The 13,299-nt window shown below is 67.9% G+C and carries 14 protein-coding genes; 3 read left to right on the top strand and 11 right to left on the bottom strand.

Annotated features, from left to right (window positions below; genetic code table 11):
- Positions 1-25 precede the first annotated feature (25 nt).
- Positions 26-1,030 carry an SAM-dependent methyltransferase gene (locus E0H92_RS30405; protein ID WP_238173666.1) on the top strand — a complete coding sequence of 335 codons (1,005 nt, stop codon included), beginning with the start codon at positions 26-28 and terminating at the stop codon, positions 1,028-1,030.
- A gap of 58 nt (positions 1,031-1,088) precedes the next feature.
- Here the strand turns inward: E0H92_RS30405 and rpmB are convergent, their stop codons facing one another.
- The 5 genes from rpmB to E0H92_RS30380 all read right to left on the bottom strand — a co-directional run bounded on the left by rpmB (position 1,089) and on the right by E0H92_RS30380 (position 6,538).
- The gene (gene rpmB, locus E0H92_RS30400) at positions 1,089-1,310 is read right to left on the bottom strand and encodes a 50S ribosomal protein L28 (protein WP_131463921.1); all 222 of its coding nucleotides are present in this window, start codon (positions 1,308-1,310) and stop codon (positions 1,089-1,091) included.
- An 84-nt stretch (positions 1,311-1,394) separates the two neighbouring features.
- Positions 1,395-3,383, bottom strand: a complete 1,989-nt coding sequence (locus E0H92_RS30395) for an aldo/keto reductase (RefSeq protein ID WP_131498670.1) — start codon at positions 3,381-3,383, stop codon at positions 1,395-1,397.
- A gap of 30 nt (positions 3,384-3,413) precedes the next feature.
- Positions 3,414-4,241, bottom strand: coding sequence for a carbohydrate ABC transporter permease (locus E0H92_RS30390; RefSeq protein WP_131498669.1), 828 nt, complete (start codon positions 4,239-4,241; stop codon positions 3,414-3,416).
- Positions 4,231-5,262, bottom strand: a complete 1,032-nt coding sequence (locus tag E0H92_RS30385; RefSeq protein ID WP_131463915.1) for a carbohydrate ABC transporter permease — start codon at positions 5,260-5,262, stop codon at positions 4,231-4,233. Before E0H92_RS30385 ends, E0H92_RS30390 begins: the two co-directional genes overlap by 11 nt.
- A 1-nt stretch (position 5,263) precedes the next feature.
- The gene (locus E0H92_RS30380; RefSeq protein ID WP_131463913.1) at positions 5,264-6,538 is read right to left on the bottom strand and encodes an ABC transporter substrate-binding protein; all 1,275 of its coding nucleotides are present in this window, start codon (positions 6,536-6,538) and stop codon (positions 5,264-5,266) included.
- 120 nt (positions 6,539-6,658) lie between these two features.
- On the opposite strand from E0H92_RS30380, the gene E0H92_RS30375 reads away from it, so the two are divergent.
- Both E0H92_RS30375 and E0H92_RS30370 read left to right on the top strand, forming a co-directional pair.
- Positions 6,659-7,282, top strand: coding sequence for an HAD family hydrolase (locus E0H92_RS30375; RefSeq protein WP_131463911.1), 624 nt, complete (start codon positions 6,659-6,661; stop codon positions 7,280-7,282).
- A gap of 78 nt (positions 7,283-7,360) precedes the next feature.
- A complete protein-coding gene (locus E0H92_RS30370; protein WP_131463909.1) occupies positions 7,361-8,926 on the top strand; it encodes a GxGYxYP domain-containing protein in 1,566 nt (521 codons plus the stop codon).
- 7 nt (positions 8,927-8,933) lie between these two features.
- On the opposite strand, the gene E0H92_RS30365 is transcribed toward E0H92_RS30370, so the two are convergent.
- The 6 genes from E0H92_RS30365 to E0H92_RS30340 form a co-directional block, all read right to left on the bottom strand.
- A complete protein-coding gene (locus tag E0H92_RS30365) occupies positions 8,934-9,677 on the bottom strand; it encodes a peptidoglycan-binding protein (RefSeq protein ID WP_202873910.1) in 744 nt (247 codons plus the stop codon).
- Entirely contained in the window at positions 9,674-9,898 is a 225-nt protein-coding gene (locus tag E0H92_RS30360; protein WP_131463907.1) for a hypothetical protein, read from the bottom strand. The genes E0H92_RS30365 and E0H92_RS30360 overlap by 4 nt, the downstream gene beginning before the upstream one ends.
- A gap of 75 nt (positions 9,899-9,973) precedes the next feature.
- On the bottom strand, positions 9,974-10,456 hold the full coding sequence (locus E0H92_RS30355; RefSeq protein ID WP_131463905.1) for a GNAT family N-acetyltransferase: 483 nt from the start codon (positions 10,454-10,456) through the stop codon (positions 9,974-9,976).
- 127 nt (positions 10,457-10,583) lie between these two features.
- Positions 10,584-11,417, bottom strand: coding sequence for an SMP-30/gluconolactonase/LRE family protein (locus E0H92_RS30350; RefSeq protein ID WP_131463903.1), 834 nt, complete (start codon positions 11,415-11,417; stop codon positions 10,584-10,586).
- Positions 11,418-11,455: 38 nt separating this feature from the next.
- Positions 11,456-12,652, bottom strand: coding sequence for an MFS transporter (locus E0H92_RS30345; RefSeq protein WP_131463901.1), 1,197 nt, complete (start codon positions 12,650-12,652; stop codon positions 11,456-11,458).
- The gene (locus tag E0H92_RS30340; RefSeq protein WP_131463899.1) at positions 12,649-13,269 is read right to left on the bottom strand and encodes an HAD-IA family hydrolase; all 621 of its coding nucleotides are present in this window, start codon (positions 13,267-13,269) and stop codon (positions 12,649-12,651) included. The genes E0H92_RS30345 and E0H92_RS30340 overlap by 4 nt, the downstream gene beginning before the upstream one ends.
- Between the last annotated feature and the right edge of the window lie 30 nt (positions 13,270-13,299).

Below are 13,299 nucleotides of genomic sequence, written 5' to 3'. Positions count from 1 at the left end.
GAAGGCTAACGCGTAGGGTTCCCGGGTGAGTGGTGGCAGGAGTGTGTTGTTCTCGGTCGCGGCCGACAGCTACGAGTTGGCAGTGCGGGAGATCCGGGGCGAGTTCGGGCGGGACGTGCGGGTCCAGCGGGTCGGCGCCGAGCTCGGGCGGGTCGAGGGGCCGCCCGTGGAGGCGTTCGCGGCGGCGTGTGACGCGGGGCGGATCATGTTCGTCCGGCATCTGACGGTGGAGATCGCGAGCTTCGAGGAGCTGCCGCCGGAGTACGAGCTGGCCGAGGTCGTGCTGGGCGAGCTGCCGGAGTACCCGAAGGCGCTGGCGGTCCAGGCCTGGACCGACGCGGCCGGCACCGGCGGGTCGTACTACCACCACCTGCAGGAGGCCCTGGCCGCCCGCGGGGTGGCCGTCACGCGCTCCGGGCAGGAGTACGTCGTTTCGTGCTTCGCGGGGCGGAAGGCGGTGCTGCTCGGGCTGAACCGGCTCGCGAACAGCCTGTCGGACTGGCCGGGCGGGCGGATGCGGCTGGCCCGGGGTGACGAGCGGGTCTCGCGGTCGGAGTTCAAGCTGGAAGAGGCGATCGCGACGTTCGGGCTGGGGCTGCCCCGCGGTGGGAAGGCCGTCGACCTCGGCGCGTCGCCGGGTGGCTGGACGCGGATCCTGCGGCAGCACGGGCAGGAGGTGTGGTCGGTCGACCCGGGATCGCTGGACCCGCGGCTGCGGGGCGATCGCCGGATCCATCACGAGGCGACGACGGCGGGCCGGTTCTTCGCCGCCAACCGGGTCCGCTTCGACGTGGCGGTGAACGACATGCGGATGGACCAGGTGACGAGCGCCCGGATGATGCTGGACGCGGCGGCGCACCTGCGACGCGGCGGTCTCGCCGTCGTCACGCTGAAGGGCGGCGGCAAGAACCCGCTGGACGGCGCGCGCCGCGGTATCGACGTGCTCGGCGAGCGGTACGACGTACTGCACGCCCGGCAGCTGCACCACAACCGGAACGAGATCACGGTCGTCGCGAGGAGACACGAATAGGCGCCCGGGTCAGACCCGGGCGCCTATCGAAAGGCCCTACACGGAGTGAAAGCTGAGATCAGCCGACGACGCGCTGGACCTTGCCGGCCTTGATGCAGGACGTGCAGACCTTCATGCGGGTCGGGGTGCCCTTGATGAGCGCCTTCACCGGCTGAATGTTGGGGTTGAACCGCCGCGGCGTACGAGCCTTGACCCGGCGGATCATCGCACCCTTACCCAGGCGGGCAACGCTGTTGCCGAACGTCGGCTGCTTGCCGCAGACATCGCACTTCTTAGACATGATTCTCCGTGTTCAGGGTCGTAACTCCGACATGCCATGTTACATGCGTGTCAGCACACGACCAATTCGGCTGACTGCCCTCGATCAGGCAGTGAGATAGGCCACTTCCTCGTCCGTCAGCGTCACCGACAGGCCCGGTGTCGAGGTCCGGGTCTCGCTGACGTGCCGCGGCCCGATCAGCGGGAACACCGGGTACGGCTGGTGCAGCAACCAGGCTAGCGCGATCGCGGTCGGCTCGACGCCCTTGGCGGCCGCCAGCTCCCGCGCCCGGTCCAGCCGGCGGAAGTTCTCGTCGGAGTAGAAGCAGCGCACGAGCTCGGCGTCCGAGGTGTCCTCCGGCTTGGCCCGTCCGGTGAAGAACCCGCGGGCCTGGCTCGACCACGGGAACAGCGCGACCTGCCGCTCCCGCAGCCATTCCTGCGACTCGTCGTCGGCCACGTGCCGGCAGCCGGCCCACGGTACGTCGTACGCCCGCGCGAGGCTGAGGTGGTTGCTGAGCAGCGTGAACGGCTGCTTGCTGTTCGCCTCGGCGTACGCGTTGGCCTCGTCGAAGCGCGCGGTGGACCAGTTCGAACCGCCGAACGCCTTGATCCGGCCGGCCTTGAAGTGCTCGTCGAGGACGTCGATGAACTCCGAGACCGCGATGTCCTCGTTGTCGCGGTGCATGAAGTACAGGTCGACGTGGTCGGTCTGCAGCCGCTCCAGGCTCTCGTGCAGCTGCCGGGTGATCGACTCGGGGTCACAGTACGGCGTGTGCGCGCCCTTGCCGATCACGACGACCTCGTCCCGGTTGCCGCGGGACTGCATCCACTGCCCGAGCAGCTTCTCGCCGCGGCCGCCGCCGTAGATGTAGGCCGTGTCGAACGTCGTACCGCCGCGCTCGACGAAGTCGTCGAACACGACCGCCGCGTGCGGGAGCGTCTGCTGGTTGTCCACGCCCATCACAAGCCGGGACACCTGCTTGTCGACGCCCGGCACGTGCCCGTACGTCATCGGGGCGTCCGCACGCTTGGTCAGCGGGCGTCCGGTCGCGGTCGGGATGATCGCGTCGTCCCGCTCGCTCGCGTACTGCTGCCCGATCGCGGCCCGCCACTGGTCCTGGACGGTGAGGTTGCCGAGCGTGTCCGCCCAGCTCATCTCCGGCGCCTCCTTCGCGCCGGCGACGATCGCCGCCTGTACCGCCTCGGCCTCCGCGGTGTAGATCAGCGCCGGCTCCGCAGAGATCTCCCGCGGCTCCTCGCCCACCTTGTGCAGCGTGACGTGGGTCGGCTTGCCGTCGCCGCCGAACCACGGGTCGTCGACCTGCAGGTAGCCCTTGCTGCCGTAGACCCGGACCTGGTTCTTGTCACCGAGCCGTACGCCGGTGCTCACCTGGGCGGTCACGCCGCCGTCGAAGAACAGCGTCGCCACCGTCCACTCGTCGACACCGGTCTCGCCCACGGTGCCGACCGCGGACACCGCGGCCGGGTCCTGGAACGGCTGCCCGGTGGCCGCGCCGGCGATCAGGCGGGCCATCGACACCGGGTAGCCGCCGACATCGAGGATGCCGCCGCCGGCCAGCTCGTCGGCGTAGATCCGGCTGCTGGGGTTGAACGACGCGTTGAACGCGAACGTGGCCTGGATCTGGTGGACGGTGCCGAGCTCGCCGTCGCGGACCAGCTGGGCGACCAGCTTGGTCTGCGGCAGGCACCGGTACATGTACGCCTCCATCAGGAAGACGTCATTGCGGACCGCGGCCTCGATCATCGCCTCGGCCCACGCGCGGTTGATCGCGAGCGGCTTCTCGCACAGCACGTGCTTACCGGCCTCGGCCGTCTTGATCGCCCACTCGACGTGCATCGGGTGCGGTGTCGCGATGTAGACGGCGTCGACGGTCTCGTCGGCGAGCAGGTCGTCGTACGAACCGTGCCGGTTGGCGATGTCCCACTTGTCGGCGAAGGCGTTCGCCGAGTCGAGGGACCGGCTGCCGACGGCGACGACCTCGTTGGTCTTCGACGTCGGCACCTGGCTGGCGAACCGGGACGCGATGTTGCCGGTGCCGATGATGCCCCAGCGGAGCTTGTGGTCAGTCAAAAGAAATCCCGTGTCTGGTGTGTGGTTGGGTCAGAACTTCATGGCGCCCGCGGCCAGGTCGGCGATGAACGAACGGGCGCCGATCAGGAAGACACCGATCAGCGGGATGACGCTCATCAGCGCACCGGCCATCACCATCGAGTAGTCGGTGCCGTAGATGCCGTTCAGCTGGTCGAGTGCGACCTGGAGGGTGAGGCGGTTCGGGTCGGTCATCACGATCAACGGCCAGAGGTAGTCGTTCCAGACGTTGATGAAGGTGAAGATGCCGAGGAAGGCCAGACCGGGCCGGAGCACCGGCAGGCCGACGGTGAGGTACTGCCGGAAGAATCCGGCGCCGTCGACCTTGGCGGCCGAGATGAGTTCGTCGGGGATGGCGCCCTTGGCGTACTGGCGCATCCAGAAGATCCCGAACGCGTTCGCCGCGCCCGGGATGATGAGGGCCTTCAGCGACCCGATCCAGCCGAACTCGGCCAGCGTCACGAACTGCGGCACCAGCGACAGCTGCGCCGGGATCATGAAGGTCGCGAGCAGCAGGCCGAACAGCAGGTTCCGGCCCGGGAACTCGTACTTCGCGAACGCGAACGCGGCGAGCGAGTCGAAGAACAGCACCAGGACCGTGACGCCGAGCGAGGCGATCAGCGTGAGCAGCATCGAGCCGAAGAAGTCGATGTTGTCGAGCACCTTGCCCATGTTCTCGAACAGGTGCGAGCCGATCAGCAGTTTCGGCGGGTAGCTGAAGATGTCCGGGGTGGTGTTGGAGGCCATCACCACCATCCAGTAGAACGGGAACAGCGAGACCAGCACGCCGAACATCAGCACGATGTGACCGACGGCGGTGCGAATGCGCTCAACGGACATCTGCGGCCTCCCTCTTGGCATTCTGGGCTGCGATCCTGCGTTCCACCCGCCGAGCGGCGCGTCGGGTCAGCCGTTCGTCGTCGTTTCCGCCGATCAGCCGCCAGTTGATGATGCTGAACAGCACGATCAGGATGAACAGCGCCCAGCCGATCGCGGCGCCGTACCCGAACTGGTTCTTGATGAACGCGCTCTGGTACAGGTACGAGACGATGGTCAGGCCGGCGTCGCCGGGGCCGCCGATGTTCGAGGTGTCACCGAACAGCACCCGGGACTCGGTGAAGATCTGCAGTCCGCCGATCGTCGAGGTGACCGCGGTGAACAGGATCACCGGCCGCATCATCGGGACGGTGATCCGCCAGAACGTCTGCCGCGGGCTCGCGCCGTCCACCTTGGCGGCCTCGTACACGTCGGCGGAGATCGCCTGCAGGCCGGCCAGGTAGATGATCGCGTTGTAGCCGACCCACCGCCAGGTGACGATGGTGGCGATCGCGATCTTGATCCCCCACGGCGAGGTCAGCCATTGCACCTCGCCGACGCCGATCGAGCGCAGGAAGGCGTTCAGCAGGCCGAAGTTGTTGCTGAAGATCGAGCCGAACACCAGGGTGATCGCGACCACCGAGGTGACGTTCGGGATGAAGTACGCGATCCGGTAGAAGGTGCGCAGCCGGGTCGCGTTGTGCAGGGCGTTGGCGATCACCAGCGCCAGCAGCAGCATCGGGACCGTCGAGAGCACCCAGATGATCATCGTGTTGCCGATGGTCTTCCAGAACGTCTCGTCGGTGAGCAGGTAGCGGTACTGCTCGAGGCCGACCCACTTCATCTGCCCGATGCCGTCCCAGGAATGGAACGAGATCCAGATCGAGAACAGCACCGGGAACGCGCCGAAGATCGCGAACAGGATGAAGAACGGCGAGACCGCGGCGTACTGCGGGAACGCCTGCCGGTACTTGTTCGGCGGCTTTTCCGCGGCGGCGGACGGCCGGGTGATTGCGGCCGGGGCCGTCTTGCTGGTGACAGCCATGTCAGATCGCCCCCGCTCGGGTCAGTTCGCGTTCGATCTGGTGCTGGGCGTCGGCCCAGGCCTGATCCGGGTCCTTGCCGGACGCCTCGACGTTGACCAGTTCGGCGCCGATCGGGGTGTCGATGATGCTGTCGTACGGCGAGAAGTAGGCGCCCGGGTACTTCTTCGCGGACTCCGCGAACACGTCGACGATCTTCTGACCGCCGAAGAACGGGTCGGGAGCGGCCAGCACCGGATCGGTGTACGTCGCCGGCGTGGACGGGAACAGCACCGGGTCCAGGAACGCCTGGGCCTGGTTCTTCGCCGACTCCAGCCAGCTGATGAACGCGAACGCCGCCTTCGGGTTCTTGCAGTACTTCGTGATCGCCAGGAAGGATCCGCCCTTGTTGCCGGCGCCACCAGGAGCCGCCGTCACCCGCCAGAGTCCCTTCGTCTTCGGCGCCGCGTTCTTCGGGCCGAGCTGCGCCCACCAGACGGCGCCGTTGTAGGCGACGAGCTTGCCGTTGGTGACGACCGCGTTCTTGTCGGTCGAGTTCTGCGCGTTGGCCGAGAGACCTTCCTTGACCACCCGGACGGCGAGATCAAACGATTGCCGGACGTGGTCCTGATCGCCGAGGTACTGGCCGTCCGGCGTCATGTAGCGCTTGGACTGCTGCGCCATCCGGTAGCCGTAGATGCTCGTGATGTTGTCGGTGATCGCGGAGCCGGGCACGGCCTGCTCGAGCTTCTTGCCGAGCGTGATGAAGGCGTCCCAGTCCGGGGCGATCCCCGCGACCGCGGCCGGGTCGATGTCGACGCCCGCCTTCTGGAAGATGTCGGTCCGGTAGAACAACGCGGTCGGCCCGGTGTCCATCGGGTAGGCCATCATCTTGCCCTGCGGTGTGACCCCCCACTTCCACTTCCAGGGCAGGAAGTCCTTCTCCAGTTCCTTCGCGCCGAGGTCGTACAGGTCGTGGAACTGGTCCGCGTTCGGGAAGTACGTCGCGACGTCGTCGTTGATCGCGACGATGTCCGGGACCAGGGACTTGCCGGCCAGGGCGGTCAGCACCTTGGTCTTGTAGTTGGAGCCGATCCGGGTCATCGCCAGCTTCATACCGTCGTACCCGGGAATCGCCTTCTCCGCCTGGCCGATCAGGTCGTCGTTGACGGACCCGACCCATGTCCACATGCTGAGCTCGTTCGATCCGCCCAGCGAGCTGCGGGATCCGCAGCCGGTGAGACCCGCGGCGGCGACGGCGGAGCCGGCCGCGAGGAAGTGCCTTCTACTCAGGGTCATGACCTCACCTGGCGCTTTCTGTTGGTTTTCGCCGGAAGGTGTCCACATATGTTTACGTAGCCATTAGGTAAGCGCATACCGACTGAACCGGTCAAGCCTCCGATGACAAGATGGGATGCCATGAGACCCACCGCAGTCCTCTTCGACGCCGACGGGGTCATCCAGCGACCCGATCGCGACTGGTCGGCCCGTTTGACCTCCCTCGTACCCACCGACGGCGAAGCATTCGTCGCGGACCTGATGGCGGCCGAGAAGCCGGCACTGGTCGGGAAAGTCGATTTCCGGGACGCGCTGGGCGACGTACTGCGGCGCTGGAACTCGCCGGTGTCCGTCGACGAGGCGCTCGAGCCGTGGAGCTGGTTCGTCGCGGAGCCCGCGGTGATCGCGCTCATCCAATCCCTGCGGGCGGCCGGCATCGGGTGCCACCTGGCGACCAATCAGCAGGGGTACCGGCGGGCGATCATGCAGGACGAGCGCGGGTACGGCGCATGGTTCGACCGGACGTTCTACTCGTGCGACCTCGGGCTCGCCAAGCCGGACCCGGCGTACTTCCGGGCGATTCTCGGTGCGCTCGACCTGCCGGCCTCCTCCGTGCTGTTCATCGACGACAACGTGGCCAATGTGGAGGGCGCCGCGAGCGTCGGGTTGCGCGCGGAGCTGTACGACCTGTCGGCCGGCGTACCGGCGCTGATCGAGCTGTTTCGGCGTCATGAGCTGCCTCAGACACCCTCTGAGGTCTTGTAAGGACGTGAAGGCTGTGACATCGTCACCGGGCAACTGACAACGTAGGACATTCCACCAGCCGCTCACTGGAGGCACCACATGTCCGATCGCCGATTTTCCCGCCGCACCGCGCTGGGCCTCACCGCCGGCCTGGGGCTCGCCGCGGCCGTCTCGCCGTCCTTGGCGTTCGGCGCCGCGACCGCTCGGTCGGCGTATCCCAAGGGACAGCGGCCGCGGATGCTGAATGTGTTCGACGAGTCCACGCTGAGCCTGCCGGAGCGAACGCTGGCGACGACGCTGCAGGGCCTGATGGCGCGACGCGGCGGCGAATCGCTGTACCTGAACCTGCCGACGCTCGGCTACCAGCACTGGCTCGACGGCCTGGTGTCGCAGTACGGCGTCCGGACGCGCACCGGGGACCTGTGGAAAACCGTTCAGCGGTCCGGCGTAACTGGATATGTTCTCTTCCGTACGGGCACCCCGTCGGTCAACGTCGCGACCACGCTCGCGGGTGTGACGGGTGCCGTGGCGATCGAGGAAAGCCTGGAGGCACTCGCGATCCAGCACGGATTGCGCAAGGTCCTGGACGTGCGGGACAAGGACGACCGCTGGGTGTTCGAGACGTACTGGCCCCGGCTGCGGCACGACGTCGCGGTCGAGCAGCGCGCCGACATCCCGGAGCGGCTCCGGGACTACGTCACGATGGCGGGGACGTTCGCCTTCTTCGACGGCAACTCGGAGTTCCGCGCCGAGGTGGTCGACGCGCTGGACGACGACGGCACGGTCATCGGCTGGGGCGACGCCTCGGCGGGCGAGGACGCCTTCATCGGCGTGAACTCGGCCACCGGCGTCAAGGCCCTGCCCGCCGACCATGCCCGCAACCTGTCGGTGCTGTCAGGCATCACCGAAGACCGCCTGACGCAGCATGTCCCGGCGCAACCTCCGACGCCGGATCCCGACGCGCACTACGTCAGCTTCCTGATCACCGACGGCGACAACATCCAGTGGGCGCTCGGCGACTTTCCGACCGATCCGCGGTGGTTCGGGAGCCCACGGCGGGGTGAGGTCGACCTCGGCTGGGGCATCTCACCGTCGCTGATCGATCTCGCGCCGTCAGTCATGCGCTGGTTCTACGACCAGTCGCGCAAGGACCGCTGGGTGGTCGGTCCGTCGGGCGGCGGCTACATGTACCCGAGCCGCTACCCGGCCGCCGCGCTGGACAAGCACACCGCGTCCCTCGCCCGGGCCATGGGGCGATCCGATCTCTCGGTTGCGCAGATCATCGACTTCGACGCGTTCGAGAACACCCGGCTGTGGTCGTCGTACCTCAGGCGGCCGGAGATCGACGGCCTCATCTACCTCGAGTACTCGCGGTACGACGGTCTCAAGGGCAAGGTGGTCTGGTCCGAGGGCAAGCCGGTGATCTCCGCCCGGACCATGCTCTGGGAGGGGCTCGACGGCGCCGACGAGGCCTCCGTCACCGCGGAGCTGAACGCCGCGACCCGCAACCCCTTCTCCACGGCCGGCTACTCGGTCGTCGTCTGGCACGCGTGGAGCAAGTCCGTCGACAACGTTCTCTCCGTCGTCGACGGACTCGCCCCGCACGTCAAGGTGGTCCCGCCCGACACACTGGTGCGCATGGTCGGGAAACACGCCAAGCCGTAGCCGTCCGTCAGGTGCGCGGGACCTTGAGCTTGTCCCAGGTTTCCTTCCCGGGGATTCCGTCGGCGTCGGAGCCGGGCTGCGCGACCGAGCCCTGGAAGCCGAGTTTCCGCTGCCAGGCGGAGTACGACTTCAGGTCGCCGGTCCCCCAGGTGTCCTTGTTCGTCTGGGTTTCGTACTTGTTGCAGTCGACGTCGAGGAGCCGTTGGTGCATCGCCGCGATGATCGGGCTCTTGCGGCCCATCACGAAGAACGACTTGCCCGGGAACGTCACGAACCCGGTCCGCGGCCCGGGCGAGTGCACGTACGACGGCCGCCCGTAGCCGGCGATCGTGCTCGCCATCCGGGTGTGCCGGCCGCACTTGTTGCTGTAGTTGCCCTCGATCGTGTAGACCTTCGAGCCGCTGACCCCGGTGACCAGGCCGACGTGGTCGATCCGGGACTTGAGGTCGGTGCCGTCCCAGTCGAAGAAGACGATGTCACCGCGCCGGATCCCCGCGACGTCGACGTGCCACTGGCTGTGGTTCTTGAACGCCTTCGCGTGCGCCGTGGTCAGCGCGAAGTCCTTCCCGAACGTGACCGTGCTGTGGTTGCCCGAGTTGAACGCCCAGAACGTGATCGATGCGTCGCACCAGGCGAAGTTGCCGTTGAACGCCGGGCCGTTGCGGTCGCGGTACCACTTCTGGATCTTGTTCGGCTCGCCGAGCCCGATGTCGAGCTCGGCGGTGTGGATCATGTCCTCGAGACCGCTCATGATCCGGCCTTGCCCGAGTACGTCGGTTCGCGGTCCTCGGCCGGCGCCCGGCCGTACTCACCGTCCTCGGCGGGCCCGAACTCCGCCTGCAGCTCTTCCGCCTCGTTCGCGAGGTCATGGTCGAAGCTCGGCTCGACGAGCAGCTTGGCCTGATCTTCCTGCGAGATGTCGTCCGGCATCTTGTCCAGTTCCTCCAGCGACGGCCGTGCGTTGTCGCTCATGGCAATGCCTCCCCCTGATCACGATGAAGCCCCCAGCCCTGATCCCTTCATCATGCTCCGGCGTCTGGGGTTCGACTACAGCTCGCGGAAGTACACCGCCACCGGCACTTTCACGCAACCGATTGATTCGTAGAACGCCCGCGCCGGCGCGTGGAAGTCGTCGCCTCCGGTGCCGATCTCGACGTACTCCGCTCCCTCGGCGCGCATCGCCGCGAACGCGTGCTCGCAGAGCGCGGTGGCGATGCTGGAACGTCGATGCTCCCGCGCGACCGCCAAGATCTCGACCGTGGCTTGTCTGCGGGCGGTGTCGAGCCACCAGGCGACGTACCCGGCGGGTACGTCGTCTGCGACAGCAACGGCGACGTACTTGTGTGCGGCGGGATCGTGCAGCCCGGCGACCTGCGTACGGTAGTCGCCACGCCAGTCGCCGTGCTGGCGGGTGAAGATCAGCTCGCCGACCAGGGGCCGGAACGATTCCTCGTAGAACGGCCCGAACGTGTCGATGGTGAGGTCGATGAGCCGGGCCAGGTCAGCGGCGACGTACGAACGAATGTGCATGGAGCGTGCCTCTCGCGAGCGAAGGAGAAATCCGGGCAGGCGCGACCGGCCCACCGCGCGCAGGCGGCGATGGGTCCGGGATCAGCGCCGGGTACGCCCGGCGGCGAAGCACTCCATGTCGGCGATGTTAGCGAGCGACCGGCGGTACGGCGACCGGAACCGTGTGGACCTGGCCGGTCCGCGGGCCGTTGGTGAGCCGGTCGAGGTTGTCGGTGATGCTGTCGTCGGCCCGCCATTCCGCGGTCAGGATGCACAGCGTCGGACCGTCGAAGTCGACCAGGCCGAGCGAGAACGGCGCCCGGTTCTCGGGGAGGTCGATCCGCTCGAGGATCTCGCCGTCCGGCGCGACGCGGACCACGCCTTCGCCCCAGGTCTGGGACCAGATCGCGCCCTCGGCGTCGAGGACGATGCCGTCCGGGCCGAGATTCTCGGCGTACACGCGGCGGTTCGACAACCGGCCGTCCGGCTCGACGTCGAACGCGGTCAACCGGCCGGCGAACGACTCCGCGATCACCAGGGTCTTCCCGTCCGGCGTGAGCACCATCCCGTTCGGGAACTGGATGTCGTCGGCGACCTGCCGCACCTCGCCGTCCGGCGTGACCAGCTTGATCCAGCCGGGGACCGGCTCCGCGCCGCCGGCGAAGTCGAAGTCCGCGCCGTCCAGATAGATGTTGCCCTGGGCATCCACCACCATCTCGTTCGCTCCTTGCTCGGCGAGCACGGTGATCGAGCCGTCGGGCTCGTACCGGCGCAGTTTGTCACCGGTGGTCAGCATCCGGCCGTCCGGCAGCCAGTCGACGGACCAGCCCATCGACCGTCCGACCGGCGCCTCGAAGGCCTCGGTCTTGCCGTCGGCGTCGACGGCGATGATCTGCTGCGCGATCCAGTGGCAGAACCACAACCGGCCGTCGTGGAAGCGGGCTCCTTCGGGAAAGGCCAGGTTGTCCAGCAGAAGCTTCATCACGTCACCTCGTTCGTCGTTTCGGGCTCGTTCACCCCCTACACGAACGCAGCCCGGTCAGATCGACGGCTGAGCAGAAAAAGTATCGCGATCAGCGGCAGCGTCACCAGGTACGCCGTCCGCAGGTCGACGACACGTGCCAGTACGGCGAGGAGCGCCGGCGCGACCAAGATCGCCGTACCCGAGGCCATCGCACCCACCGCGGCGAGACGGGCGGAGCTGAGACCAGGGGTCGCTACGAGGGCTGCGAGCGTCACCGGGTACAGCGGGGCTACTCCGAGACCGGCTACGACCAGCCCGAGCGCTACCACGGCCGGGGCGTCGAACAGGCTCACCAGCAGCGTGCCGCAGGCGGCGAGTGCGCCGGACGGAAAGACCGGCGACCAGCCGCGGTACCGGATCGGTCCGATCGCGCGGCCGACCGCCATACCGATCGGGAACGCACTGCCGAGCAGCGCGGCGGCCGCAGTAGGCAACCCGCTCGCCACCAGCCGCGCCACCGCCCACACCACGAAGCAGAACTCGACCGACACCGCGAGCACAACCCGAAGCCACCCCGCGCCGACGTCCATCACAACCCGTCGCCCCACGCGCCGCCACTTCCGCCCCAACCCAACAGCCGGCGCCGAATCAATCAACACCGGCACCGCAACCCCCTCTGTTGGCTGAAGTGGGCGGGAGCGGCGGGTTAGTACTGCTAGGAGAAGGAGGGGAGGTGCCGCGGCGAGCAGGGCGTACCGGCCGCTCGGACCGAGACCGTCCAGCGTGCCGATTGCTAGCGGCGCTAGGATCCCGGTCCCGCTGGCGACCGCGTTGACCCGGCTCAGCCGTGCAGCCGCAGTCGGGCCGTTGAGCATCAGCGGAGCGACCAGGACGAGCAGCGCCCCGCCAAGCCCAACCAGCAACCCACCGGCGATAGCCACCGCGTACACCGGCGCGACCGCGATCAGAACCGCACCCACCGCACACACAACCGACCCGAGCCCAAGCACCGTAGGCATCGACCACAGCTTGAGCATCCGCGGACCAACCACCGCGACCAGCATCAACCCAACAGCGAACCCCGAGGACAACAGCGCCAGCCGGCTGGTCGGCTCGTCCAGATCCCGCGCGAGAATCGCCACACACGCACCGAGCCCGGCCAGCACGAACCCCATCGCAGACAGCGCGATCCCGATCCGTACCTCGTCGCCACGGGCACCGCTCCGCGGCGGGGCCTGAGCGCCCGCGGTCATTCCAGACCTTTGAACAGCGCGTCGAGCCGGTGCAGGTCAGCCAGCTCGATATCCGCCGCAATACCCTTCAGACCGGCCGTGAGCGCACCAGACGTCTGCCCTGCCGTCAGCCCGACAACGGTGTCCTCGACCACCAGGCACTCAGTCACAGGTACGCCGAGCAGCTCCGCCGCCCGCAGGTATCCCTCCGGGTCCGGCTTGCCACGGCTCACGTCGTCGACCGTCACGAGCACCGACGGCGCGATCCCGGCCGCGGTCAGCCGTACCTTCGCGAGCTGGGCCGGCGCACTGGTGTAGACCGCCCACGGCACACCGATCCGGCCAAGCGTGCCAAGCAGGTCCAACGCACCCGGCTTCGCCACCACACCGTCGACGTCGTTGACCTCGAGATCGAACACCCGCGCCCACGCCGCGGTCCGTTCCGCCGCCGACGCGTCCGGCAAGAAGTGCGTCACGGTCGCCATCGCCGGGTTCCCGTGCGCGACCGCGAGTACGTCGGCCGGCACCAGACCGTACTCGGTCGCCCAGCGGCCCCAGCTCCGGTCGACGACCGCGTCGGAATCGACCAGCGTGCCGTCCATGTCGAACAGCACCGCGCGGATGTCCCGGATCTCCATGACCCCTCCCGTTAAACTCGTTCTCCGAGC

The organism is Kribbella speibonae (assembly GCF_004331375.1).
GTDB classification, from domain to species: domain Bacteria; phylum Actinomycetota; class Actinomycetes; order Propionibacteriales; family Kribbellaceae; genus Kribbella; species Kribbella sindirgiensis.
Note: the sequence above shows the minus strand (reverse complement) of the source record. Positions and strands in the feature narration are given on the sequence as shown.